This is a genomic window from Sulfurimonas sp. CVO, assembly GCF_009883775.1.
GTDB lineage: Bacteria > Campylobacterota > Campylobacteria > Campylobacterales > Sulfurimonadaceae > Sulfurimonas > Sulfurimonas xiamenensis.
In genome coordinates this window covers 1,229,928-1,254,617 of sequence record NZ_CP033720.1, presented here as the reverse complement: position 1 = coordinate 1,254,617, position 24,690 = coordinate 1,229,928, and the positions used below count along the sequence as shown (strand labels likewise).

Here is a 24,690-nt window from a genome sequence, read left to right as displayed (position 1 = left end):
TTTTTAAGACTCTTTTTTATATGAAAGTTCACCTGCAACAGACTCTTTTTCATTAATTATTTTTTCTACTTGTTTTTTTACTTTGTCATATCTGTATTGTTCTTTAAATCCTATTATTCGACCGCCTGCTGCATTTGGATGCCCACCACCATTTGCCCACTCTTTTGAAATAAGTGCTACATTTACACCGTTATTTGCTCTTAAGCTCATGGTACCGCGATAGCTTATATCAACTATAAAATCGTACTCTGGATGTGCCAGTAAAAAAGCATTTCCTACGATTGAAGTATTGCCTACTCCATAACTTAAAAAACCTCTGTATCCTTTATAATAAATAGTTTTCTCATCTTTAGCTTGACCTAATAGATCAACTACATATTTTGTTGCAAGATTATCGAGTGTATCATCTTTATCTTTCTTAAAAAAATTCTTTTTTAAGAAATGGATTTTCTCATCTAAAATAATTGGAGCTTTTTTGTTATCTATATATTTTGTTGCTTCAAGCAGCAATGAGAGTTTATAATTGTTATCTACTTCAGCAAACATGACTTTGTTTAATTCGCGCGCTTCAGATATAAGGCGCATACAAACTTTGCCATACTCAAAATTTTCATACTCATCTGTTTTCCATAAATCAACAGCGTTAACTATATCTACAAATTTTTTCATCCATATCGGTTCATCAAACTCAAAATGTTCTTTCGCATAATCATAGGTAATTTTTGTAGCACATCTGGAGGTATCTAAAAAATACCATGGATATTTATTAGCACTCTCTTCTCCTGTTCCATGATGGTCAAGAAGCAAAAGTGTAGTATCTTTTTTATTTTCATTTAATTTTGCAACCTCATTGTTTAGCCACTTAGACTCATCAGCGGTTAAGTTTAAGTCTGTTATTAAGATAGTAGAATTTTTATTTTCACTTTTTATATTTTGTAAAATTAGCTCTAGTGTTTGTTTTACTTCTGCGCCATAATTTGCATTATAGTTAAATAGTGTATAGCCTGTATACTTCATTACCAATTGGCAGCTATACCCATCTAAATCTGTGTGTGATAGATGATGAATATTATTCATTTTTTTCCTTTGTATAATACATTATTTAAAAAACTAGAATTTTTATCTATATTTGGCAGTATTGTTTAGCAAAAAACACTATTTTGTAATAAGTTTTTTTGTCAAGTTTTATTCTAATATATCTGCTAAAGTCAAATCTGCTAAAAAAGTGTCTATTTCACCTTGGAGCTTATTTAAAAAAGGCCATAAAGAGCATAATGATGCTTTATTTAACGGACAGCTTTCAATAGACGGGGAACAATCAAAAACAGTAGGTTCTCTTCCTTCGACCGATGACATAATATTAAGCATAGTTATCTCTTCAGGTTTTTGGATAAGAGCAAAACCGCCGTTTACACCTTTATATGATTTTAAAATACCATGTTTTGCTAATGATTGTAAAATTTTTGCTAAAAAACTTTTTGGAATTGAGAGTTGATTTGAAAGTGTTTCACTATCCATCGGAGAAGAAGCTTTTGATAAAACTATAAGAGAAAGTATTGCATATTCACTAGCACGAGTTATTAACATTTTATTACTTTAATTTTAGATTTTTTTAAATTATATCAAAAGAAGTTGAAATAAAAGAATAAATTAGATATTATTTCACTTCAACTTTATATACTGATATGTATAACTGTTAGATAAATATACCATTTGGAGGCTATTATGGCTTTAGATTCGGCGAAAAAGCAAGAAATTGTTGCAAAATATGGACGCAAAGAGAATGACACAGGTTCAAGTGAAGTTCAAATCGCACTATTAACAGAGAGAATCAGTGAACTGACTGAGCACTTAAAAGTGTTCAAAAAAGATCACGCATCAAGACTTGGTCTTTTAAAATTAGTAGGACAGCGTCGTCGTCTTATGAAATACTTTAAAAGAAAAGATAAAGATGCTTATCTTAAACTTGTAACAGATTTAGGTATTCGCGACAATATCTAAATAAATTAAACGAAGCTTTTTTTGCTTCGTTTAATCTTCACATACTTTACATTACACCTCTTCACATACTTTCACTTGTTAGATTTAATAATTTATAGATTTTTTTACCGGTAATTTGGGTTATAATAGTTTACTATAATAAAATAATCGCAAAATATAAAAAGAGAGAAAAGATTATGAAAAGAGAAAAAAACAGTAATCCAAAACACTCAAAAATATATTTAGTCGGCGGTGGTATCGCTTCTCTGGCAAGCGCATTTTACCTTATAAAAGATGCCGGAGTTCCCGGCAAAAACATTCATATATTGGAGCAAAGCAGAGTTCTCGGCGGCGCACTTGACGGCGGTGGCAATCCCCAAAACGGCTTTATAATCCGCGGCGGCAGGATGCATGAAGAGCACTTTGTCTGCTACTGGGATCTATTGTCCAACATCCCTTCCTACGATAATCCAGATATATCCGTTAAAGAGGAGTCTTTTGAATTCAATTCCAGATTTGTCTCACATGCGCAGGCTCGTTTAATTAAAGAGGGCAAAAGTATGGATGTCTCATCTTTTGGACTCTCTTTAAAGGATCAGGCAGATCTGTTGAAGCTTATCTTTGCTTCTGAAGGATCACTAGAAAATATCCGCATAGAGGAGTGGTTTGAAGAGAAATTTTTTGAAACGAACTACTGGTATCTCTGGACATCTATGTTTGCATTTCAAAAATGGAGTAGCGTAGCGATTATGAGGCGCTATATGAAGCGCTTTATTCATCTTTTGGATGGTATGCCTCAGCTTGGCGGAATAATGCGTACAAAGTATAATCAGTATCACTCCGTAATCATTCCTCTTCAACGATACCTAGAAGAAAAAGGGGTGCATTTTGAGATGCAGACGCAAGTAACAGATATTGATTTTGAGATTACTGATGATTACAAAAAAGCCACTGTTTTGCATGTAGTCGTTCAAAATGAAAAACAAGAGAAGATCAGCCTTAATGAATATGATTATGTCTTTATAACAAATGGTTCTATTGTTGAGGCCAGCGACAACGGTTCATTGGAAAAAGCCCCTGTTTTGAAGGATAAATCTGTTTCAGGCGCATGGATGCTTTGGGAGAAAATAGCCAAAAAAGACAACTCATTCGGTAATCCAGGGGTATTTAGCGACAATATTGATCTGCAAAAGTGGTACTCATTTACGGCGACGCTCAAAGATGATACTTTTCACGATTATATGGAGAACTTTTCAGGCAATACGGATGGAACCGGTGGCTTGGTGACAATGACGGATTCAAACTGGCTTATGTCGATTGTAATTGCACGCCAGCCCCATTTTGTAAACCAGCCAAAAGATGTAAAAGTATTTTGGGGATATGGTCTGTATCCGGACAGGGAGGGAAATTTTGTCAAGAAGAAGATGTCTGAGTGCAGCGGCGAAGAGATACTTGAGGAGCTGTGGTATCATCTTAAAATCCAGAAGTTGATGAAGCCCGTTATTGCTTCTGGGAGAGTAAACTGCATTCCTGTTGCAATGCCATTTATTAACAGCCTTTTTATGCCGTGCGCAGTTAATGATCGTCCGGATGTATTGCCAAAAAAAGCAGTAAATTTTGCATTTATTGGTCAATTTGCCGAAGTTCCAAATGATTGTGTTTTTACGGTAGAGTATTCGGTTCGTTCTGCACAAATGGCGGTTTACGGACTTTTTGAAACTAAAAAAAAGATATTTCCGGTGTACGACTCGATTCATAATCCCGCAGTGCTAATGAGAGCGATAAGAGCGATTCACAGATGATTAGAGAAAAATCTCTATCGCTCTTTTTAAATCTTCCTCGGTGTCTATCCCAAAACCGGTACTTGCAACTTTGACCATGCTAATCTTTTTTTGATGATATATCGCACGCAGCTGCTCTAGTTTTTCTATATCCTCTATCGGTGCATCATCAAGATCACAAAAATCATGCAGGCTTTTTTTGCTAAATCCGTAAATTCCGATATGCCCAAAATATTGCGCTTCCCCGCTTCTGTTATACGGAATAGGGCTTCGTGAGAAATAGATTGCATTATCGTTATCGTCAAGCACTACTTTTACAAGGTTTGGATCTTGTGCTGATTCACTGTTTATAGAGTTATAACAGCTTGCCATGATAAACTCTTCCTTGTTTTGCTGCAATCTTTCTAATCTTTGTATAACTTTTTGAACGACTTCAGGTTCGATAAAAGGCTCATCAGCCTGAACATTTATTATAAGCTCATTTTCATCAAGATTTAGAATATTTGCACACTCGTTTATACGGTCTGTTCCGCTTTTGTGGGTAGTTGAAGTCAGCATAGCTTTTATGCCATATTTTTTACATGTAGAAATTATCAGTTCATCATCAGCAGCTACGACTACTCTGTCCAAATGAGCAACTCTTTTTGCTGTTCTAACAACCATCGGCAGACCACCGATCTCTGCCAATACTTTTTGTGGAAATCTGCTTGAAGCAAGTCTTGCCGGAATAATTATCATTTAATCCCTTTATTTAATAGCTTTAGATATAATTTTAAGATTATACTATAAAAGGTTTTTGATGCTTCTTTATCAGCCAGATTCTGGCTATTGTTATAATAGCGATTCTATTTTTTTATATGATTTTATCAACTATTTTCATCCAAAAGGAAGAGTTTTGGATGTCGGAGCAGGTTGTGGTGTAGTCGGTTTATTGGTCGCAAGAGACAATATAAAAGTAAAATTAGAAGCAGTTGAAAAACAGGATAAATTTGTAGAGTATGCAACGATTAATGCAAGAGTAAATAAAATAGACTATACAATTCATAAAAAGGATTTTTTGGAACTTGACGAAGAGCAGAAGTATGACTACATTATATCAAATCCCCCTTTCTATCACGAAGGTGTGACTAAGAGTGAAAATGAGATGTTGTTTCATGCGCGTTATAATGTCAATTTACCGTTAAATAAGTTTTTTAAAAAAGTTTCAAGAGTATTAAAACCGAGATCTCATTTTATTTTTTGTTATGATGCATCTCAGTTTGGACTTATTTGTTCAGAGTTAGAAAGAGTCAATATGAGAGTTGTAGATGCACGCTTTATTCATCCAAAAAAAGAGAGGCCGGCATCATTGGTAATGATACATGCAAGAAACGGTTCAAAAGCGTTTATGAAAATTTGGCCGCCGTTTATCAGTTTTGAGAAAGATGAGTTTTCTAAAGAGGCTCAAAATATATATAAAAGAGCACGGACACAAAGTATAAAATGTCAAATATAATAAAAAAAGATGGATATGACTACTGTTTTGATGCTTCTGCATGCAGTATATGTCAGGCAAGATGTTGTACAGGTGAGAGTGGATATATACATGTAAGCACAGATGAGATAAAAAAAATTTCTAATTTCTTAAATTTAGAAATTGCAGATTTTATGCAAAAATTTCTTTTTAAACATGGATATAGATACTCTATAAAAGAGAGAAAATGTGGCGAGAGTTATGAGTGCGCCTTTTATAATAGAGAAGCAAATGGATGTATGATTTATGAAGTGCGTCCAATGCAATGCATGACATTTCCTTTTTGGGATTATTATAAAAACAGGGTTGATGAATTAAAACTTGAGTGCCCCGGAGTTATTGATGTTTAATTTAATAAAATTATTTGTCATTGCAGGATTTATAGTGTTTTTTAGCGGCTGTTTTGGTGCAAAACCGGCGGTTGAAGTTAAGGGATATAAAAAAGTTTTTGAAAATGAAGATATATATATACTCCATGCTTTATATTTAGAAGAGGCACAAAATCACAACGGTGCATCAAATCTTTTTTATACTCTTTATGAAGAAACAACTAAAAAAGAGTATCTTTACCGTTCTTTAAAAAATGATTTAGCGGCTAATGAAAATGAGAGAGTTATTCAAAGAGTTGATGAAATTTCTAAGGACAAAATAGATGATTTTGAGCTTACTAGGCTTAAAATAATTGCACTGATAAAAGAGGAAAAACTTCTTGAAGCAAAAGAACTCGCAGTTAAATTAGTAGAACTTTCTAATGATGTCGATGATTATCTTTTAACAAGTGAAATATTTATAAAACTTAAAAAGTACAATACAGCAATGAAGTATTTAGAGAGCGCATATGTTAAAGATTATAATGAAAATATTTTAGAAAAGATGTCTATTATTTTATATGTAAATCTTGAAAGAAAAAAAGACGCTATAGCACAGTTAGAAACACACTCAAGGATACATGGATGCTCAAAAGCGATATGTAGCAGACTTATCGGATTTTATAGTAATGATAATAATATAGAGGGGCTTTTATCTACATATTTAAGACTCTATAAAATAGATTCAAATAAAAATATTGCTCAAAAAATAGTTCAAATATATGGATATAAAAAAGATTATCCAAAAATGATTGAGTTCTTACAAGAGAGCCAAATAGACAATGAGCTATTATTGCAACTGTATATTCAGACAAAAAATTATAAAAAAGCTGTGCTTGTAACAAAACAACTTTATGAAGACAGCGGTGATTTGATATTTCTTGGACAAAATGCTATCTTTGAATATGAGAGCAGCAGGAATAAGAATGATAAAGCTATGCACAAAAGTGTGATTGCAAAGCTAGAAAAAGTTGTTAAGGCAAAAAAAGACGGTATGTTCTTAAATTATCTCGGGTATCTTTTGATTGATCATGATATAGATGTTATAAAAGGGATAGAGTATGTAAAAGAGGCACTTAAGATTGAGCCTAAAGCCGCATATTATCTTGATTCGCTCGCATGGGGTTATTTTAAACTTAATGAGTGTGAAAAAGCAGCAAAAATTATGAAAGAAATAGAAAATATGGGAGAAAGCAGCAATGAGGAAATTGCTGAACATATTAAAGCAATAAACGAGTGTATAAAAAAACAAAAGGGCAAATAAAGAAAATGATTTTAGATGAAATAATTAAAAAAACCAAAGAAGATGTTATAAAGAGAGAGAAGGTTTTTTCACTTGACTGGTTAGGACGCTCGCTCGCTTTTAATGCAAGAGCTCCAAGAGATGTCTTTCCTTATTTAAAAGCAACAGAGGAAGATCCGTATAGAATTATTGCTGAGGTAAAAAAAGCGTCTCCTTCAAAAGGGGTTATTCGTGAAAATTTTGATCCCGTGGCAATTGCTCAAAGCTATGAAAGAGGAGGGGCAAGCGCTATCTCTGTGTTAACGGAGCCTCATTTTTTTCAGGGAAGTTTGGAATACTTAGGTCAAATTAGAAGATATGTCGGTATACCGCTTCTTAGAAAAGATTTTATTGTTACAAAGTATCAAATTTTAGAGGCTACTGTGTATGGCGCTGATTTTATTTTACTTATTGCAGCTGCACTTAGTAAAAAAGAGCTAAAAGAGCTTTTGGGTTATACTCGCCATTTAGGCATGGAAGCTTTAGTTGAGGTTCATGATAAAAATGATTTGGTAAAAGCTATTTATGCAGGCAGTGATATTATAGGGATAAATCATAGAAATCTACAAACTTTTGAGATGAATATGCAGCTATCATACGAGCTGATTCCAATGATACCAAACGGCAAAGTAATTGTTGCAGAGAGCGGTATATATGAGCATGGACAACTGCAAGATTTATCCAAAGCCGGAGTTGACGCATTTTTGGTTGGTGAATCTTTGATGCGTCAAGATGATGAAGAAGAAGCACTTAAAAAACTTAAATTTGGTTCAATTTAATTTTAATGATATTAGAGAGGAGAAAACTTTTTCTTTCTCTATAAATTAGGATAAGAGTGCTTTTGCACACTCGTTAATTCTTTTTCCGTCTGCTTTTCCTGAGAGCTCTTTACTAGCAGCGCCCATAACTTTTCCTATATCTTTTACAGTTGCTGCTCCAACTTTGGTTATTATCTCCTGCAGTGCTAAAGAGAGTTCTTCATCGCTGAGTTGTGCCGGCAGATACTCTTTATAGTAAGCAATCTCATCAAGCTCTTTTTGCATCAAATCTTCTCGCCCTGCTTCTTTGTATTGAGATGCAGCATCATCTCTTCTTTTTACTTGAGATTGGATAATTTTTATAATATCATCATCATTAAGTTCTCTTCTTTCATCTACTTCTATCTGTTTAAAAGCACTTGTTAAAAGTCTGAGAGCATCTCTTCTCTTATTATCTTTTGCTTTCATAGCATCTTTTACATCTTGGTTGATTCTATCTCTTAAATTCATCTTCTTTCCTTTTATAATGGGATTGTTTTGCTCTAATTATAGCTAATTAATAAGAATCAAAAGAGAGTTGTTTATTATAAAGATATTGTTTTTGCATGTTCAACAGCTTTATCAAAAGAGTCGAGGATATTTGACTCTTCAATTAAAGAGGTTAATTTATGTTTTTGTAAATCTTTTAATACGGTACTGTTTACTCCTGATAATATCAATTTAACTCCGGAACTTTGCAGTGTTTTTATCATCTCTTCAAAGTTATGAAGTCCTGTTGAATCTACAAAAGGGACATGGCGCATACGAATAATCAAAATCTTATTTTCAAGACCTATCTTTTTTATTACCTCTGTATATTGTTTTGCAGAGGCAAAAAAGAGTGGACCGCTTATCTCATAGATTGATATATTTTCAGGTAAATCTGAATAATCTTCAAGAATATCACTATCAACTTGAGATGAACTTTTTATGCCAATATCGGCCATTCGTTTCATAAACAGAAGAGAAGATAAGACAATTCCTACCTCTATTGCTACGGTCAAATCAACAAATACAGTAAGCAAAAAAGTGCTTAGCAGCACTATAATGTCAAAATGTGAACCTCTGAGGATTGAAACAAACGAACGCCATTCACTCATATTGTATGCAACAACAATTAAAATTCCAGCCAAACATGACATAGGAATAAGCTTGGCATATTTTGCAAAAATAAGCATAATAAGCAATAGTGTAATAGAGTGCACTATGCCGGCTATAGGCGTTCTTCCGCCGTTTTTTACATTGGTTGCGGTTCTTGCTATTGCTCCTGTTGCCGGAATACCTCCGAAAAAAGGAGTAATTACATTTGCTACACCTTGTGCTATAAGTTCTGTGTTTGAGCGGTGTTTTGAGCTTATCATACCGTCTGATACAACTGCCGAAAGGAGCGATTCTATTCCTCCAAGCAGTGCTATGGTCAGCGCAGGAGCAATATAGATATAGAGGTTGCTTAAATCTAAAGTCGGCAGCGTGAAATTGATATCATTTGGTATTTCGCCAAAAAATGATTCAATAGTAGTAACAGGTAAATTTGCTGCTTGAACAATAACGGTAATAAAGAGTATTGCGATAAAAGAGCCTGGAATTTTAGTTGTTAGCTTTCTTGAGTATATAGTTATCAGAATTGTTACAATCGTTAAAGCAAGTGCATAAAAGTTGGTAGTGCTGATGTTGGAAAAATATGTTACCCATTTTTCAAAAAATTCAGACGGCAGTTTTTCAATATCTAAGCCAAGAGCGTCTTTTACTTGTGTTGAGAAGATAACCACGGCGATTCCGCTTGTAAATCCGACAATAAGAGGGTGGGGAAAATATTTTAGAAGTGCTCCAAGCCTTAGCAGTCCAAATGTTATTAACATAAGCCCCGACATAACAGTTGAAATAATCAATCCGTCAATACCGTACTCTTGAACTATAGCATATATTATAATTATAAAAGCTCCGGTAGGACCGCCAATTTGAACTCTGCTTCCGCTAAGCAAAGAGATGATAAAACCGGCAACTATTGCCGTTATAAGTCCTTTTTCAGGAGAAACACCCGAAGCTACGGCAAAAGCGATAGATAGTGGAAGAGCAACTATACCGACAACAATTCCGGCAAAAATATCAGAAACAAGCTGTTCTCTGCTTATCCCTGATTTTAGTAAACTGAAAAATTTAGGTTCAAATAATTTGCTCATTTTAGTTTTTTAGCGAGTTGAGTTGTTCGATAACTTTTTCTTGTTTATTTATAGCATCTGCTAATGCTTCACGATTTTTTTCTAAAACATCTTGAGGTGCATTTGCAACAAAGCGTTCGTTGTTTAACATGTTGTTTAATTTATCTATCTCTTTTTGCAACTTTTCATCCTGTTTTGTTAAACGAGTAATGATAGGGGCAAGGTCTATACTCTCTGTCGGTATAAATGTCTCACATTTTTGGGAGATGTCGCTTACCGAGTTTTGGATTTTGTTTTGTGTAAATTCAACAATTTCAACTTTAGCAAGCTTAGAAATAAAAGGTTTCATCATCTCCTCTTCTTTATCTGAGAGGCCATCTATCTTAACATAAGCTTTTTGAATTTTTTGATTTGCCAAATCTACTAAAATCTTAGCTCTTCTTATAGAGATAATTGCGTCCATAATAAGTTCAAATCTTGCTTCATCTTTTAGGCGTTTTTTAGTTTTGTACGGATATTTTTTAACCATAATCGATTCGCTCTCTTCTAGGCTTGTACCAGAGAGTTCATGATAGAGATACTCTGTAATAAAAGGCATAAAGGGGTGGAGAAGTTTCATGGACTCTTTAAAGATTGCTCCTAGATCTATAATTGAGCCTTTGTCAGCTTTGCTAAGCTCGATTCCCCAGTCACAAAATTCATTCCAAATAAATCTGTAGATAACGGTTGCAGCATCATTAAATCTATATTCGTCCAAACATGCACGAGCCTCTGCTGTAGCTACATTTAAGCGAGACAACATATATCTGCCCAGACTGCTCTCTATACAAAAACCTTTTAAATCAGGAAATGCATCTGCATTCATCTGTAAAAATTTTGCAGCATTGTAGAGTTTGTTTGTAAAGTTGCGGTTTTGCTCTAGTTTGTCTTGACTCATTCTGATATCACGACCTTGAGCAGCACTGATTGCCAAAGTAAATCGAAGTATATCAGCACTATATTTTTCTACCATATCTAGAGGATCAATTACATTTCCTTTTGATTTGCTCATTTTTTGTCCGTGCTCATCACGAACAAGTGCATGCAGATAGATGTGTTTAAATGGGAGCTCTCCCATAAAAGTCTCACCCATCATCATCATTCTTGCTACCCAAAAGAAGAGAATATCAAAGCCTGTAATAAGCAGAGAGTTGGGATAAAAATTTTGAAGGTCCTCTGATTTAAAAAGTTTGTCCATTGAAACATCGCCGTGTCCCCAGCCCAAAGTTGAAAATGGCCAAAGAGCTGATGAAAACCATGTATCAAGCACATCTGGATCTTGATAAATATCACTGCTTTTACATTTTGGACACTCTTGCTCGTTTTCTTTGAGAGAAGCCCATTCATGATTACATTTGTTACAGTAAAATACAGGTATTTGATGTCCCCACCAAAGCTGTCTTGAAATGCACCAGTCTCGTAAATCTCCCATCCAGGAGTTATAGGAGTTTATCCAGTGCGGAGGGAAAAATTTTGCTTCGCCGTTGTTTGTCTTTTCAATTGATTTGCGTGCAACCTCTTTTCTTACAAACCACTGCTTAGAGATATAAGGCTCAACAATATTTTTACATCTATAGCAGTGTCCGACTTGATGCTTATGCTCTTCTATTTTTACAATAAAGCCCTCATCTTGAAGTTTTTTAACAATCACATCACGCGCTTCAAGTCTCTCTAGCCCTTGAAATTCTCCCGCATACTCATTCAAAATACCCTTTTCGTCAAAGACTGTAATAAACTCTAAATCATGTCTTTTTCCAACTTCATAATCGTTTTGGTCATGTGCTGGAGTTACTTTAACCACACCGGTTCCAAACTCCATATCTACATGTTCATCAGCTATAATAGACACTTCCCTGTTTATTAAAGGTAGTCTTATTTTTTTGCCTATGATATCTTTGTATCTTGCATCATCAGGATGAACCATAACTGCACTGTCGCCAAAATAAGTTTCAGGTCTTGTAGTTGCAACTTCAACATATCCGCTTCCATCAGCAAAAGGGTATTTTATATGATAAAACTTGCCTTCATGATCTTCATGCTCAACTTCTATATCGCTGAGTGCTCCATCATGCGTACACCAGTTTACCATGTAGTTTCCGCGAACTATAAGTCCTTGGTTATACAGATGAACAAAAGCTTCTTTTACCGATTTTTGAAGCCCCTCATCCATTGTAAAGCGCTCACGCTTCCAAGCAGGAGATACTCCCATTTTGCGAAGTTGAGAGGTCATTATCCCGGCAGACTCCTCTTTCCATGCCCAAGCACGCTTTAAAAACTCTTCTCTGCCAATCTCCTCTTTTGTAGTTCCTTCAGCCAAGAGCTGTTTTTCAACAACATTTTGAGTAGCAATTCCAGCATGATCCGTTCCCGGCTGCCAAAGAGTTTTGTATCCGTCCATGCGCTTGTAGCGAGTGATAATATCTTGAAGTGTAAATGTAAGTGCATGGCCGATATGAAGTCGTCCTGTAACATTTGGCGGAGGCATCATAATGGAGAAGTTTTTATCATTTTCTTGAATTGACTTGTTTGAGTCTATCTCAAAATAGCCTCTCTCCTCCCATATCTTATAAAATTTATCTTCTATCTGCTGTGGTTCGTAACTGTTTGACATATTTTTACCTTCATATTTGCTCTTTAAAAGTTCGCGATTATATCTAAAAAGAGGTGAGGGAATGCTTATAGATAATATTGCATTTGTCTCTTTGTTTTAAAGATATTTTTTATTTTTTGCTGATACAATGAAGTTGCGATAAAATTAAAATAATTCATAGAATAATGAAGATGAGGAGTTTATTATGTTAGAAAAAATTATTATTGTTGTTGATTTACAACACTTCAAACTTTTTGAAGTTAAAAAAGATCCGCTTGAAAGAGAGTCTACTCAGCTTCTTGAGATTGTTGATAGTTTAGATATGCATGAAAGATTGAGCGAAAAAGTTTCTGATCAACACGGAAATTTTAAAGGAGTAGGAGTAAGCGGGGCAGGTGAAGACCATAACCTCGAGACAGAATGGGAGAACAGAAGAATCAAAGAGATTGCAAAACAAATTTCTGAAGCTCTGCAAAAACACACTCACGATCTTTGGTATTTTGCAGCGCCAAAAGCCATAAACAACCAAATTGTAGAGTTGCTTGATGAGAAAAATAAAAAAAACATGAAAATAAATCTTCATTCTGATTTAACAAATATCCCAAATGACAAACTGCTGGAACATTTTACAAAATAAAAGGATGCATAATGAGTGCAAAAAATAGTTTGAATTATAGTGAATTTGAAAAAATTCTTAAAAACGAAAAAAATAGAGTAGAGAAAAATATTGAAGTAATTAAGGCAGAGGTGGAAGCTTTGGCGCTTGAAGATGAGATTGATGATACAGTTGATATGGCTGAGATGCAGATTGACAATATGACAGATCAAACGCTTCTTGACGGGCTTCAGGCAGAACTGGCTGAGATTGATGCTGCATTAGCGCGGATTAAAGCCGGTACTTACGGAATTTGTGAAAAAACTGGTAAAGCAATTCCCGTGGAAAGACTTAAAATCAATCCATGGACAAGAACAGTTGCAAAAAATTAAAATCAAAAATATTAACAAAAGGAGCATAGATGTCGACAACAAAAGAGAATTTAGAGGTAGCTTTTGGAGGTGAGAGCGAGGCGTATCAAAAATACAGTGCATTTGCAAAGCAGGCTGAGAAAGATGGATTTGCAAATATCGCAAAACTTTTCCGTACAACGGCAGAAGCTGAAAAGATACATGCTGAAGGGCATTTAAAGGCTATGGATAAAATCGGTTCAACACTAGAAAATCTAGAAGCCGCAATCGGCGGAGAGACATACGAGTATGAAGACATGTATCCGCCAATGTATGAGCAGGCTGTTGCTGAAGGACATAAAGCTAAAAAGATGTTCGGATATGCATTAGAGGCTGAAAAAGTTCATGCCGAGCTTTATAAAAAAGCACTTCAAGCAGTAAAAGATGGAAAAGATATAGAAGAAGTAGGAATATATCTTTGTCCGATATGTGGATATATAGAACTTGGAGAGCCTAAAGAAAACTGTCCGGTTTGTGGAGTTAAACCGTCTGCATTTATCCAGATTTAGTTTTTTAAAGCTTGTTTTTAATTTAACTTCCAAAACATCAAACGATTACCCTCATCTGCAGTGATGAGTTCGTTTGGTGCATAAAAATCTATTTTTATTATAGTAGTTTGATGTCCCTTTAACAGATATAGCTCCTTTAAGGTTTTAGAATCAATAACAGAGATTTCATCATTCTCATTTTTTGTAAAAGCTGCTTTGGTTGCATCAGGATTGAGACCGACACTGTAAATAAAAAATTCCCCCATAGTTATCTTATACTCACTCGGTGTTTTATATAAAACAACACGGCTGTCTTTTCCTCCGCTGAGAAGCAAGCCATTTTTGTAATCAACAGAGAAGATATCTCTTTTATTGGCCTGTTGGTATTGTTCTACTATATTGCCGCTATTAATCTCTATTTTATTAATCAATGGAGTTTCATCGGTTGTATAGAGATACTTTTTGTCTTCACTAAGAACAAAATCTGAAAAACTTGCTAAATTAAGCTGTTTTCTGTAGAGAAATTTTTTCTTTTTTATATCAAAAAGTATAAGTTCATTTCCCATAGTATTTATAATAATTCTATTGGCATCTACAAACTTTATTTTTTCAAATGTTATTTTCTCAGAAGTATCTAGAATTTTTATCAATTTTTTCTCTTCATAAACATAGAGTTCTCCATAGGTATTGAGTTTTCTAGATACAAAGACCAGTTTAGCATTTAAATAATCGACGCTTGGGATTAAAACACCTATCTCATCGCCTAAAATATTTGTCTGTTTTTTCAGTACGATTTTATCGATAATAGTATTGCTCTTTAAATCGTAAATATCAATAATACCCTCTTTTGTGCCTATAACAAGGATCTCACCAGCTTTTACAAAATCAGAAACTGCTTCACTTGCAGTTATATATCTGTATGGAACTATCTCTTTTGCAAATAAAATATAAAAAGAGAAAAAAAATAAAAGTGTAAAAACTCTCATAAACTCCCCTTTAGTTGTTTAGCTATGCCTACTATTGAAACTTGAAATGCACCACTCTCGCATACCTCTATGCATCTTGCACATTTTATACATGCTGCACCAGTAATGACATGGCTTTTTTTGCTCACCATCTCCAATACTTCTACTTCGGGGCAAACTAAGAAGCACTCTAATGAGCGTACACACTTATTGGCATCATGTACCACTTTGATAAGGCTATATTTTCCTATAGCTGCGTTAAATCCGCCAAGTGGACAGATGTGCCCGCACCAGCCATACTTTTGTGAAAAAAGATCAAAAATAAAAATAGCCATAAGAAAGAACCAGCCAAAACCAAAACCAAAAATGATGCCCCTGTGCGCTATACCGATGGGACTTATCATCTCAAATGCTCCAAGAGAAAAGATAAAAGAGAGAATTAAAGTTACGGCTATAAACCAGTAGCGGATATTACGGCTAAAAGAGAGTGTATTCTCTTTGTTTTTAAACCAAAGTTTTCTTCTGATTGCCGCTGCTGACTCAGTTACTATATTTACTGGGCACACCCATGAGCAGAAGAATCGACCCCCGACTGCTCCGTAAAAAAACAGAACAACTAAAACACCCATTAAAACATCAGCGGAGACAACTGCTCCCGCAAAAAACATCTGAAGTGTTGCAAATGGGTCGCTTAGAGGAATAAAACCAAAAATAACCGAACTGCTTAGGTTGCCAGACACTACACTCCAGCCATATAGATTTGCCAAAAAATAGGTGCCGAGTATCAAAGTCTGTATAGCTCTTCTTGCAATATAGTAACGGTAGCGAAAGAAAAAGTTACTCATTATAAAGTCCTTTTAAGATGCCATCGACATCATTTATATTATCTAAAGCACTTTTTTCATTTCTTTTTGTTTTTTTCATTGTAACATCTAAAGAACTTTTTTTAAGTCTCTCTTCATCCTCTCTTCTCCAGCCAATGATGTAGTGAGATCCTATATCTGTTTGAGAGAGAAAAAGCGGCAGCACTTTTATAGAAGCCGTATTCGTGGGACATGCCTGCTCGCACAATCCGCAGCCTGTACAGTGATTAGGGTCTACAACAGGTGTTAAAAAAGCGTGCATTCCAGTACGCGGGTTACGCTTGTTGCGCAAAACGATTGCAGTATCAGCTAAAGGACATGCGCGTATGCACATAGTGCACTGAAGTCCTAAGTAAGCCAAGCATGATTGAGTATTAATTGTTGCAAGTCCCATTTTTGCATTGTTTATAGAGAGTAAGCTATTTTTTGTGAGTGATCTTAGATCAAGTGCTTTTGTAGGGCAGGCTGAAGCACACGGAATATCCGGACAGAGTCTGCAAGCATTTTTTCTTGGTGTAAAGTAGGGTGTTCCAATGGGCAAATCTTGTGAAATAGTGGCAAGCTGCAGTACATTAAAAGGACAAGCATTTACACATATGCCGCAGCGCATACATGTAGCAAGAAAATTTTTTTCTAAAATAGCGCCTGGAGGGCGAAGCAGTAAAGTTTGTGCTTGAGATTTTGATAAATAGGCACTCCAAAAAATAGTACCTAATGAAGCATACCCAACTCCATGGAGTATTTTTTGTAAAAACAATCTTCTATCAGGACTATTGATTTTATTCATCTTTGTACCTTTGATATAGTTACCATTACACACTATTATAGTGATAATTTTTTAAAGTTAAACTGAAAAATATTATTAGTTTTATTTATGATGTATATAAATAAATATTATTTTATAAAGAAGAGAGAATTATAAATATAATCTATAAAGCAGCAAAACCTTCCCTTAATAGAGAAAGTTTGTGAAATTTTTTAAAAGTAGTAACCGAAGTTCACATTGAATCGATACTCCATATCGTCGCCGCTATTTTCTCCAAAATTGTTTGTACCGCCGTCACTGCTTGTATAGGGGCCTACAAAATAGTTTCCGTTGGCAAGTGCCAAATCACTGTAGATATACCAGTTACCTCTTGCCCAAGCTGAACCGATCATTATCATCTCGCTATCATTAAAAGAGCTCTCATCTTTTATAATATTGCTGTACTCTATATATGGAAGAGCATAATCAAGCCAGCTGATTGATGGAGTTTCTATCTTGTAGCTCAGTGACGCTGAAGGGAGCCATGCCTTGGATGCTACACCTTCGCCGTAGTTAAAACCTCCCATTGTCACAAGTGCATCATCTGAGCCATCATTGTTTTTATCCACAGACATCTCATAGCGTGTAAGCTGTGTTTTGAGCGTAAAATTTTTGTATCTGTTGACCATATGTGCCGAAGCTGCAAAACGCTCTCCATCGTCTACGCTGGCTATTTTGGACTCAAGCTCTGAATAAAGAAGTGAAAAACCAAAATCGTTTGAGCTCTCACCAATGCTTTGAGTGTATACAACACGAAGGTTGAGTTGGTCTCTCTCATTAAAATCATCTACCACATCATACCCATATCGTGTGCTTTCACCACCTTTTCCAATACCATCATCCTCTGCACCATAAAAATATGCCAAATCAATTGTTAGATTTTTTATGCTTTGAGAGGTAAATTTCATGCCCAAGTCCATATCGTCTGTTAGACCTACATAGTAGTGTTGGTCAAAAAACCAGCTGTTAGAGACTCCATAAGCACCAGGTCCAAAAGGCACACGGGTTATTCCGGCTTCTATGTGATTTTTTTTATTCAGCTTGTAGCCAAGCCATGCAGTGTGGATAAAACTGTAGTTTGTTCCATTTTCTACACTGTCAAATCCCGGATACCATCTGTACTCGAATTTTCCTATGAAACTGTCATAATTAAAATCGATATTGATTCTTGCTGTATCTAAATCAAAAACGCCCTGACTTCCTTTTGAAGCATTTTGTGTATCTATATCTTGAGAGTCTTGAACATAGTTTACACGGACGGCACCGCCGATAGAAAATGGTCCGGCTTTGATAGAGCCATACTCAGAAGCTAAAAGCAAAGAGGAGGAGAGAAGTCCAAAAAAAAAGGGAATTGTTGCTGCTTTTTTCATAAAAAAATCCTTTTTGTAAAGATGAATAGTAACAAGTTAAAACTAAAAGGTAAATAATAAAGGTCTAATTCAATTTTTTATTTTAATGAAAAATTTATAATGTTTTATGGCATAATAGGAGGATATTTAAAAGGATGGAATATGGATTCTAAAGGTAAAACTACAATTTTAAAACCGGTTTTTTATCCCTCAGTAGTGGTTATATTTATGCTTGTGGCGTTTGCAATGTTTGCGCCTGATAGTGCAGGTGAAATGTTTAGCAGTGTAAAAAACTTTATTGCACAAAAATTTGGATGGCTCTATATGCTTAGTGTCGGTATTTTTACATTTTTTATTCTGTTTTTAGCAGTGTCGCCCTACGGAAGATTTAAATTAGGACCGGATCACTCTAAACCTGCATATACAAATGCATCTTGGTTTGCAATGTTATTTAGTGCAGGAATGGGAATTGGACTAATGTTTTGGGGTGTAGCAGAACCGGTTATGCATTACGCTGCTCCTCCTGTTGGAGATAAAGAGAGTATAGAATCTGCAAAATTGGCTATGCAAATCACCTTTTTTCACTGGGGACTTCATGCTTGGTCGATCTATGCAATAGTAGGTATCGTTCTTGCATACTTCTCTTTTAGACACGGATTGCCTCTGTCTGTAAGATCAGCTCTTTATCCATTGATTGGAGACCAAATTCACGGAAAAATAGGTCATACTATAGATACTGTTGCTGTTTTGGGTACAATATTTGGAGTGGCAACTTCTCTTGGTTTTGGAGTGCTTCAGATAAACTCTGGAATTAACTATCTTTTTGATATTCCCGTCGGAATAGGTGTCCAGGTTACTCTTATAGCAGTTATTACAGCAATAGCAACAGTATCAGTTGTTTTAGGACTTGATGGTGGCATTAAAAAAATCTCTGAACTTAACCTCTATTTAGCAGGCGCGCTTCTGTTTTTCGTACTTCTCGCCGGACCTACATTTTTGCTTCTTAGCACTTTTGTTGAAAATATAGGAGCTTATCTCTCAAATGTTGTTTTTATGACATTTAATCAATACGCTTATGAAGATACTCCGTGGATGGGTTGGTGGACGCTTTTTTACTGGGCTTGGTGGATAGCTTGGGCTCCTTTTGTGGGGATGTTTATCGCTCGTATTTCAAGAGGAAGAACAATTAGAGAATTTGTTTTTGGCGTGCTCTTTGTTCCGGTAGGATTTACATTTTTGTGGATGACCGTTTTTGGGAACAGTGCTTTAGATTCTATTATGAATGATGGATTTACAGCTCTCTCATCTGCAGTCTCAGCAGATGTCTCTACAGCTCTATTTAAATTTTTGGAACACTTTCCATTCTCTGGAATAACTTCCGTGTTGGCGGTAATACTTGTTGTTACATTTTTTGTTACATCTTCGGATTCCGGTTCTTTAGTGGTAGATACAATAGCTTCAGGTGGAAAAGAGAATAATGCAGTATGGCAGAGAGTTTTTTGGGCGGTTTTAGAAGGAGTGGTTGCTGCTGCACTTTTGATAGCCGGAGGGCTTGGTGCACTTCAATCAGCTTCCATTACCATAGCGCTTCCTTTTGCCGTCATTATGCTTATAGCCACCTGGGGTCTTTATAGGGCACTGCATCTTGAAGCAGAGAGATACGAGAGTCTGCAGCATCATATGAACGCTGGAAGACATGGAAAAATAAGTGGTACATGGCAGGCACGCCTTAGCAGACTTGTGGAATTTCCAACATTTGATCAAGCGAAAAAATTTGTTGATGAAGATGTTATTAAAGCTATGCAGATAGTAAAAGATGAATTAAATACGCACTATTGGAATGTTGATATTATTCATAATAAAGAGGGTTCGTTTGCAACATTTAGAGCAGAACATTCAGGCGATATGGATTTTATCTATGAAGTAAGAATACGAAGATATGATACGCCTACATTTGCTTTTCCAGAATCTATAAATCCACTCAAGCAACAAAAAAAATATGCAAGAGCTGAGGTTTATTTGCATGACGGAAGTAAAGCATATGATATTTACGGGTATGAAGTGGATGTGATAGCTACCGATATTATTGATCAATTTGAAAAACATAGACACTTCTTACATACGACTGCAGGGTTAAATCCGGTAATTCCAATTGATTAATTTTAGAAGCTTGAGTTTGGAATGTTATATTTTACATTCCAAATTTGTAGCTTTTCTAAGTATATACTTGTATAATCACACCTCTAAAATAAAGGAGTGATTTTTTGCCACTTTCGCGTTTAAATGAGGAACAATACCTCGCTGCAACATCAAAAAACAGACAAAATCTCATCATAGCTTCCGCGGGAACGGGCAAGACCTCTACGATTGTGGGCAGAATCGCTTATCTTTTGGATTCGGGCGTAAAACCCCAAGAGATTTTGCTTCTTACTTTTACAAATAAAGCTGCTGCCGAGATGGTTCAGCGCGTTGCAGATTTTTTCGGCAGCGATGTAGCTTCAAAGATAGATGCGGGGACATTTCATGCAGTAAGCTACAGATGGCTTAAAAAAGAGGATAAAAAAGTCGTTTTAAAGCAGCAGCGAGAGCTAAAAACACTCTTTAGAAGTGTCTATGAAAAGCGATCTTTCGGTCATATTGGAGCTGAAATAATGCCTTATGGTGGAAATTATCTCTATGATGTCTACTCCTTTTACCAAAATACGGAACTTGTAGATAATTTTGAGGAGTGGGTTAAAAACAGATACCCTGAACATGAACTCTTTGCGATGATCTACGCGGACATTGTCGATGAGTTTGAAGCTCTAAAAAAAGAGTATGGCTTTGTAAACTTTAATGATCTGCTTTTAAATTTTAGAGATATGTGCAAGAGTAAAGATTTGGGTTATAAAGAGGTGCTAGTCGATGAGTATCAGGACACAAACGCGCTTCAAGGCACGCTTATAGATGCAATGAATCCGCCATCACTATTTTGTGTCGGGGATTACGACCAGAGTATTTATGCTTTTAACGGTGCGGATATCTCCATCATTGGTTCATTTTCCAAAAAATTTCAAAATGCGCAGGTGCACACTCTGACAAAAAATTATCGCTCTACCGTGCCGATACTCTCACTTGCTTCAAAAGTCATAGAGCACAATGAGCGCATTTACCCAAAAAAACTTGAAGTCACACGCGGACACACTTCCCAGTCTCCGACGCTGCTGGCTTATGATGAGCTTTTTGACCAATATCATGATATAGCTAGAAAAATAGGTGCAACGCAGACGCCGCAGGAGGAGATAGCCGTTATATTTAGAAACAACTCCTCGGCTGATGGCATAGAGGTCGGACTTCGCGAACTCGGCATCTCGTGCAAACGAAAAGGGGGAACAAGCTTTTTTGATTCACGCGAAGTAAAAGCGGTTTTAGATTTTTATACTTTGCTTGTAAACGAGTCGGATATGATGGCATTTATACATCTGTTTGAGTTTGCAAGAGGCATTGGAAGTGCGATGGCAAAAGAGCTCTATATTGCTCTAAAGACATTAGGGCATGGGAGCATATTTTACGGTCTTTATGCACCTGATGAGTCAAACAAAAATCCGTTTGAGAAGAGAAAACTAAACCATCAGCTCGGTCTTTTTGATGATTTTTTAGAACTTGGCAGTGTAGGAAAGTTTGCAAAGCTTGGATTTGAAGATAAATTTATGCGCAATCCGATTTTAAAACATCCAAAACTTACAAAAGAGAACGCTACTTTTTTGCATGATTTTTACTTGCTCTTTCGAGACTTAAAAGGAGTGAAACAGCCGCGTATCATCGTAAAAAAGATTGCAGAGTCTGCAATATACAGATATATAGCAGAGTCTCTAGCGAACAGAAGAGCACAGCTTAAAGACGGCACTATCGATGAGAAGCAAAAGGCGGACGCACTCTCTAAGATAGCCAGAAAAATGATTTTGTTGGAAGAGCTCTCAAAGCCCTACGGCGAACATGAGAGATTTTTAAATGCCATGATACTTGGTTCATCGGATTTGACGCAGGGTGAGGGAGTAAATCTGCTTAGCGTGCACGCTTCAAAAGGGCTAGAATACAAAGAGGTCTATATAGTAGATTTAATGGATGGACGCTTTCCAAATCGCAAACTTATGCAGAGAGGCGGTTCTTTAGATGAGGAGAGAAGGCTTTTTTATGTAGCAGTAACGCGTGCAAAAGATATTCTTTATCTCAGTTATGCAAAGTATGACAAGATTAAAAAACTCAATTTTTTGCCTTCACAATTTTTATATGAGGCAGGTTTAGTACCAAAAGATGAGGCCTATAGAGCTATGGTTTTAAAAGATGAGGATAAACAATAGCAGTTTTAAGTTCTGCAGAATGATTTTGTATCGTAAATAACTACTTGATTCCGCCCGTTTTCTTTCGCTCTATAGAGTGCTTCATCAGCGCATTTATATACTTCATTGGCGTCATTTATGCTACTTGGTTCTATTATAATAAGCCCCATAGAAATAGTTAGATAGTCACTTATACTACTCTTTCTATGTTCAATTTTTGCATTTTCTATCTTTTTTCTAATATTGTCTGCAAATAAGAGCGCTTCAGAAGCATTCATGCCTATAGATAAAATACCAAACTCTTCACCTCCTAGTCTAAAAGCCATATCACCTGCTCTTTTTAGAGACTCTTTTAAGCTTTTTGCGACTTTTTTTAAAATTAAATCACCTGCTTGATGCCCATATGTATCATTGTATTGTTTAAAAAAATCTATATCTAAGATAATAAATATAAGTGTTTGATTTGTTCTTTTTTGAATCCTTAAGTTATTTTCAAATACTTCATCAAAGTATCTTCTGTTGTAAAGAGAGGTCATTGAATCAGTTATTGTTAGTTCCTGTATTTTATTGATAAATCTTCTGTTTCTGGAGTAAAAAAATCTATTTATGTATACAATAAATAAAATGGACGCCAATCCTGCTATAACTACATAGGTAGAGAGCTGTTTTATCTCTTTTAATCTATTTTCCAGATCTCTATTTAAAATATTTAAGTTAGTATTATATAAACCTATAATTAAATCCATATTTTTTGTTATAAGCGTAAAATTTTTATCATACTCAAGAGATAATTTTTCTCTATTTAGCAAATCTTCTTTAGTGAATGATATAGCGCTATTTTGCGCTTCTTTCATTTTTTTATAATATATTTTTAGTTCATTATATTGTGTTTTTTTATATAACAGAGACATATTAAAATCCAATTTATTTAATTTTTCTTTGATTTTATTTAGTTGTACAGCTATGTATTCTTTTTGATTATATGTCAGATTCTTATCTTTTGTATTTGATGCGATTGCCTTAATTTGCTCGTTATGCTCTATGAGTTGTGGAAGAGTATAGATAATATTGTCTATCAAAATAAAAGAGCTCAATTTTGAATCTAGAATAAGTTCGTAATGATAAGACATACGATTTGAAAATATCATAAATTCACTAATAATATTAGATAAATATTCAAAATTTGAGTCTTGTAAAGAGCTGTTTTCTACTGAATTTATAAAATTCAGTAAGTCACTTTTTAAAGATGCGCCATTTTTTATGGGCTGGAGACTCTTTTTTAGAGATACTAAATTTTTTGAGATCTTTTCTTCTATTATCTCAATATTTTTAATAGAGTTTTTATTAGGATTTTTTATGTATACCATACCTCTGATTTTTTGAATATTAAAGATGGTTTTTTGTATCTCTGTTATTACTTTTAGACCTCTTTTTTTATGTGATATAAAATCTAAATCTTGCTGAAAATGAAAAAAGGCATAAGAGAACATAACTATGACACCAAGAATCGGTATTATAGTTATTAAAACAAAGTATTTAAAGCTTTCACTTTTTTTTTCTATATTTAATATTTTCATAAAATAACTTTTGTTAAATTTACTACAGCTTTAAACAATTCTATACTAAATTTTTAAAAAAAACTATTAACTTCTAAATAAAGTAAAAAATATAGTATACTTATAAGTATAAGGAGTTAGTTATGAAAATTTTATTATCAACGATAACGGCACTATTTTTAATAGGGTGCAGTAGTGAAAACAAACAAGAAGCAAAAGAGGTTGTAGAAGAAACAAAAACAGAAGTTGTTCAAAACATTAAAGAAACTCAGAATAAAACTTCTGAAAAAGCTGAAGATATAACGACAAAAGTTGCAGAAAAAACAGATGAAGTTGTATCTGATGTTGCAGAAAAAACTCAAGAGTTACAAGAGGAAGTTTCTCAAACAGTTGAAGATGTAACGACAAAAGTTGTAGAAAAAACAGATGAGGTTGTATCTGATGTTGCTTCTTCAACTCAAGAATTGAAAGAAGAAGTTTCAGAAAAAACAGATGAGGTTACATCAGAAATTGCTGCTACAATAGAAACAGCAGAGGAAGATACAAAAGAGGCTGCTGCAACACCGCAAATAGATGCAGCAGCAATATACAAAGTTTGTGCAGGATGTCACGGTGCAGATGGGTCTAAAGTAGCTCTTGGCAAGTCTCAGGTTATAAAAGGCTGGGATGCTAAAAAAACAGAAGATGCGCTTTTAGGGTATAAAAACAAGACTTATGGCGGTGTTATGAAAGGTTTAATGACAAGCCAAGTTGCTAATTTAAGTGAAGAAGAGATAAAAGCTGTTTCAGAGTATATTGCAACTTTTTAATTAAAATTTAAAAGATGAAGAG

23 protein-coding genes are annotated in these 24,690 nt (G+C 35.0%); 12 read left to right on the top strand and 11 right to left on the bottom strand.

The annotated features are described in order from the left end of the window. Positions 1-3: 3 nt before the first annotated feature. Both CVO_RS06335 and CVO_RS06330 read right to left on the bottom strand, forming a co-directional pair. On the bottom strand, positions 4-1,077 hold the full coding sequence (locus CVO_RS06335) for a DHH family phosphoesterase (RefSeq protein ID WP_152299045.1): 1,074 nt from the start codon (positions 1,075-1,077) through the stop codon (positions 4-6). Between the two features lie 108 nt (positions 1,078-1,185). Then, positions 1,186-1,587, bottom strand: coding sequence for an RrF2 family transcriptional regulator (locus CVO_RS06330; protein WP_152299046.1), 402 nt, complete (start codon positions 1,585-1,587; stop codon positions 1,186-1,188). Positions 1,588-1,725: 138 nt separating this feature from the next. Between CVO_RS06330 and rpsO the strand changes: the two genes are divergently transcribed. Next, a complete protein-coding gene (gene rpsO / locus CVO_RS06325; protein ID WP_152299047.1) occupies positions 1,726-2,001 on the top strand; it encodes a 30S ribosomal protein S15 in 276 nt (91 codons plus the stop codon). 98 nt (positions 2,002-2,099) lie between these two features. Then, a complete protein-coding gene (locus CVO_RS06320; protein ID WP_349636694.1) occupies positions 2,100-3,782 on the top strand; it encodes an oleate hydratase in 1,683 nt (560 codons plus the stop codon). On the opposite strand, the gene kdsB is transcribed toward CVO_RS06320, so the two are convergent. Continuing rightward, entirely contained in the window at positions 3,783-4,499 is a 717-nt protein-coding gene (kdsB, locus tag CVO_RS06315; protein WP_159570966.1) for a 3-deoxy-manno-octulosonate cytidylyltransferase, read from the bottom strand. It abuts the gene before it with no gap. Between the two features lie 61 nt (positions 4,500-4,560). Here kdsB and CVO_RS06310 point away from each other — a divergent pair, with 61 nt between their 5' ends. From CVO_RS06310 to trpC, 4 genes are read left to right on the top strand one after another with little or no spacing between them, the layout of a single operon-like run. Further along, positions 4,561-5,256, top strand: coding sequence for a tRNA1(Val) (adenine(37)-N6)-methyltransferase (locus tag CVO_RS06310; RefSeq protein ID WP_152299050.1), 696 nt, complete (start codon positions 4,561-4,563; stop codon positions 5,254-5,256). After that, positions 5,244-5,624: a YkgJ family cysteine cluster protein gene (locus tag CVO_RS06305; protein ID WP_152299051.1), complete on the top strand. Its 381-nt coding sequence runs from the start codon at positions 5,244-5,246 to the stop codon at positions 5,622-5,624. Before CVO_RS06310 ends, CVO_RS06305 begins: the two co-directional genes overlap by 13 nt. Further along, complete coding sequence (locus CVO_RS06300) at positions 5,617-6,906, top strand: tetratricopeptide repeat protein (protein ID WP_159570963.1); 1,290 nt, start codon at positions 5,617-5,619, stop codon at positions 6,904-6,906. Before CVO_RS06305 ends, CVO_RS06300 begins: the two co-directional genes overlap by 8 nt. Before the next feature lie 5 nt (positions 6,907-6,911). Continuing rightward, a complete protein-coding gene (trpC, locus tag CVO_RS06295; protein WP_152299053.1) occupies positions 6,912-7,703 on the top strand; it encodes an indole-3-glycerol phosphate synthase TrpC in 792 nt (263 codons plus the stop codon). Between the two features lie 45 nt (positions 7,704-7,748). On the opposite strand, the gene CVO_RS06290 is transcribed toward trpC, so the two are convergent. From CVO_RS06290 to CVO_RS06280, 3 genes are all read right to left on the bottom strand, one after another. Next, positions 7,749-8,192 (bottom strand): GatB/YqeY domain-containing protein, encoded by a 444-nt coding sequence (locus tag CVO_RS06290; RefSeq protein ID WP_159570961.1) that lies wholly within the window; start codon positions 8,190-8,192, stop codon positions 7,749-7,751. Between the two features lie 74 nt (positions 8,193-8,266). Beyond that, the gene (locus CVO_RS06285; RefSeq protein WP_152299055.1) at positions 8,267-9,901 is read right to left on the bottom strand and encodes a SulP family inorganic anion transporter; all 1,635 of its coding nucleotides are present in this window, start codon (positions 9,899-9,901) and stop codon (positions 8,267-8,269) included. A 1-nt stretch (position 9,902) separates the two neighbouring features. Further along, positions 9,903-12,530: a valine--tRNA ligase gene (locus tag CVO_RS06280; RefSeq protein ID WP_159570958.1), complete on the bottom strand. Its 2,628-nt coding sequence runs from the start codon at positions 12,528-12,530 to the stop codon at positions 9,903-9,905. 184 nt (positions 12,531-12,714) lie between these two features. On the opposite strand from CVO_RS06280, the gene CVO_RS06275 reads away from it, so the two are divergent. Genes CVO_RS06275 through CVO_RS06265 form a run of 3 tightly spaced genes read left to right on the top strand, consistent with a single transcriptional unit; the run spans position 12,715 to position 14,023 of the window. After that, positions 12,715-13,146 carry a host attachment protein gene (locus CVO_RS06275; RefSeq protein WP_159570955.1) on the top strand — a complete coding sequence of 144 codons (432 nt, stop codon included), beginning with the start codon at positions 12,715-12,717 and terminating at the stop codon, positions 13,144-13,146. A gap of 11 nt (positions 13,147-13,157) precedes the next feature. Further along, complete coding sequence (locus CVO_RS06270) at positions 13,158-13,496, top strand: TraR/DksA family transcriptional regulator (RefSeq protein WP_152299058.1); 339 nt, start codon at positions 13,158-13,160, stop codon at positions 13,494-13,496. Between the two features lie 29 nt (positions 13,497-13,525). Further along, positions 13,526-14,023: a rubrerythrin family protein gene (locus CVO_RS06265; RefSeq protein WP_159570952.1), complete on the top strand. Its 498-nt coding sequence runs from the start codon at positions 13,526-13,528 to the stop codon at positions 14,021-14,023. Between the two features lie 17 nt (positions 14,024-14,040). Here the strand turns inward: CVO_RS06265 and CVO_RS06260 are convergent, their stop codons facing one another. The 4 genes from CVO_RS06260 to CVO_RS06245 form a co-directional block, all read right to left on the bottom strand. Next, on the bottom strand, positions 14,041-14,988 hold the full coding sequence (locus CVO_RS06260) for a WD40 repeat domain-containing protein (RefSeq protein WP_159570950.1): 948 nt from the start codon (positions 14,986-14,988) through the stop codon (positions 14,041-14,043). Next, positions 14,985-15,812 carry a quinol dehydrogenase ferredoxin subunit NapH gene (gene napH / locus CVO_RS06255; protein WP_159570947.1) on the bottom strand — a complete coding sequence of 276 codons (828 nt, stop codon included), beginning with the start codon at positions 15,810-15,812 and terminating at the stop codon, positions 14,985-14,987. Before napH ends, CVO_RS06260 begins: the two co-directional genes overlap by 4 nt. Then, the gene (gene napG / locus CVO_RS06250; RefSeq protein WP_159570944.1) at positions 15,805-16,617 is read right to left on the bottom strand and encodes a ferredoxin-type protein NapG; all 813 of its coding nucleotides are present in this window, start codon (positions 16,615-16,617) and stop codon (positions 15,805-15,807) included. Before napG ends, napH begins: the two co-directional genes overlap by 8 nt. Before the next feature lie 191 nt (positions 16,618-16,808). Next, positions 16,809-18,005: a hypothetical protein gene (locus tag CVO_RS06245; protein ID WP_159570941.1), complete on the bottom strand. Its 1,197-nt coding sequence runs from the start codon at positions 18,003-18,005 to the stop codon at positions 16,809-16,811. Between the two features lie 141 nt (positions 18,006-18,146). Between CVO_RS06245 and CVO_RS06240 the strand changes: the two genes are divergently transcribed. Together CVO_RS06240 and CVO_RS06235 are read left to right on the top strand one after the other, a co-directional pair. Then, positions 18,147-20,144 carry a BCCT family transporter gene (locus tag CVO_RS06240; protein WP_152299064.1) on the top strand — a complete coding sequence of 666 codons (1,998 nt, stop codon included), beginning with the start codon at positions 18,147-18,149 and terminating at the stop codon, positions 20,142-20,144. Positions 20,145-20,248: 104 nt separating this feature from the next. Further along, entirely contained in the window at positions 20,249-22,324 is a 2,076-nt protein-coding gene (locus tag CVO_RS06235; RefSeq protein WP_159570938.1) for an ATP-dependent helicase, read from the top strand. A 5-nt stretch (positions 22,325-22,329) separates the two neighbouring features. Here CVO_RS06235 and CVO_RS06230 read toward each other — a convergent pair whose 3' ends face one another. Then, on the bottom strand, positions 22,330-23,880 hold the full coding sequence (locus tag CVO_RS06230; RefSeq protein ID WP_159570935.1) for a GGDEF domain-containing protein: 1,551 nt from the start codon (positions 23,878-23,880) through the stop codon (positions 22,330-22,332). Between the two features lie 122 nt (positions 23,881-24,002). On the opposite strand from CVO_RS06230, the gene CVO_RS06225 reads away from it, so the two are divergent. Beyond that, positions 24,003-24,668 carry a c-type cytochrome gene (locus tag CVO_RS06225; protein ID WP_159570932.1) on the top strand — a complete coding sequence of 222 codons (666 nt, stop codon included), beginning with the start codon at positions 24,003-24,005 and terminating at the stop codon, positions 24,666-24,668. The last annotated feature ends 22 nt before the right edge of the window (positions 24,669-24,690 follow it).

Bases quoted from the DNA above. Each gene is read 5' to 3' on its own strand.
- CVO_RS06335 (WP_152299045.1), bottom strand. From the start codon at position 1,077: ATGAATAATATTCATCATCTATCACACACAGATTTAGATGGGTATAGC.
- CVO_RS06330 (WP_152299046.1), bottom strand. From the start codon at position 1,587: ATGTTAATAACTCGTGCTAGTGAATATGCAATACTTTCTCTTATAGTT.
- rpsO (WP_152299047.1), top strand. From the start codon at position 1,726: ATGGCTTTAGATTCGGCGAAAAAGCAAGAAATTGTTGCAAAATATGGA.
- kdsB (WP_159570966.1), bottom strand. From the start codon at position 4,499: ATGATAATTATTCCGGCAAGACTTGCTTCAAGCAGATTTCCACAAAAA.
- CVO_RS06310 (WP_152299050.1), top strand. From the start codon at position 4,561: ATGCTTCTTTATCAGCCAGATTCTGGCTATTGTTATAATAGCGATTCT.
- CVO_RS06305 (WP_152299051.1), top strand. From the start codon at position 5,244: ATGTCAAATATAATAAAAAAAGATGGATATGACTACTGTTTTGATGCT.
- CVO_RS06300 (WP_159570963.1), top strand. From the start codon at position 5,617: ATGTTTAATTTAATAAAATTATTTGTCATTGCAGGATTTATAGTGTTT.
- trpC (WP_152299053.1), top strand. From the start codon at position 6,912: ATGATTTTAGATGAAATAATTAAAAAAACCAAAGAAGATGTTATAAAG.
- CVO_RS06290 (WP_159570961.1), bottom strand. From the start codon at position 8,192: ATGAATTTAAGAGATAGAATCAACCAAGATGTAAAAGATGCTATGAAA.
- CVO_RS06285 (WP_152299055.1), bottom strand. From the start codon at position 9,901: ATGAGCAAATTATTTGAACCTAAATTTTTCAGTTTACTAAAATCAGGG.
- CVO_RS06280 (WP_159570958.1), bottom strand. From the start codon at position 12,530: ATGTCAAACAGTTACGAACCACAGCAGATAGAAGATAAATTTTATAAG.
- CVO_RS06275 (WP_159570955.1), top strand. From the start codon at position 12,715: ATGTTAGAAAAAATTATTATTGTTGTTGATTTACAACACTTCAAACTT.
- CVO_RS06270 (WP_152299058.1), top strand. From the start codon at position 13,158: ATGAGTGCAAAAAATAGTTTGAATTATAGTGAATTTGAAAAAATTCTT.
- CVO_RS06265 (WP_159570952.1), top strand. From the start codon at position 13,526: ATGTCGACAACAAAAGAGAATTTAGAGGTAGCTTTTGGAGGTGAGAGC.
- CVO_RS06260 (WP_159570950.1), bottom strand. From the start codon at position 14,988: ATGAGAGTTTTTACACTTTTATTTTTTTTCTCTTTTTATATTTTATTT.
- napH (WP_159570947.1), bottom strand. From the start codon at position 15,812: ATGAGTAACTTTTTCTTTCGCTACCGTTACTATATTGCAAGAAGAGCT.
- napG (WP_159570944.1), bottom strand. From the start codon at position 16,617: ATGAATAAAATCAATAGTCCTGATAGAAGATTGTTTTTACAAAAAATA.
- CVO_RS06245 (WP_159570941.1), bottom strand. From the start codon at position 18,005: ATGAAAAAAGCAGCAACAATTCCCTTTTTTTTTGGACTTCTCTCCTCC.
- CVO_RS06240 (WP_152299064.1), top strand. From the start codon at position 18,147: ATGGATTCTAAAGGTAAAACTACAATTTTAAAACCGGTTTTTTATCCC.
- CVO_RS06230 (WP_159570935.1), bottom strand. From the start codon at position 23,880: ATGAAAATATTAAATATAGAAAAAAAAAGTGAAAGCTTTAAATACTTT.
- CVO_RS06225 (WP_159570932.1), top strand. From the start codon at position 24,003: ATGAAAATTTTATTATCAACGATAACGGCACTATTTTTAATAGGGTGC.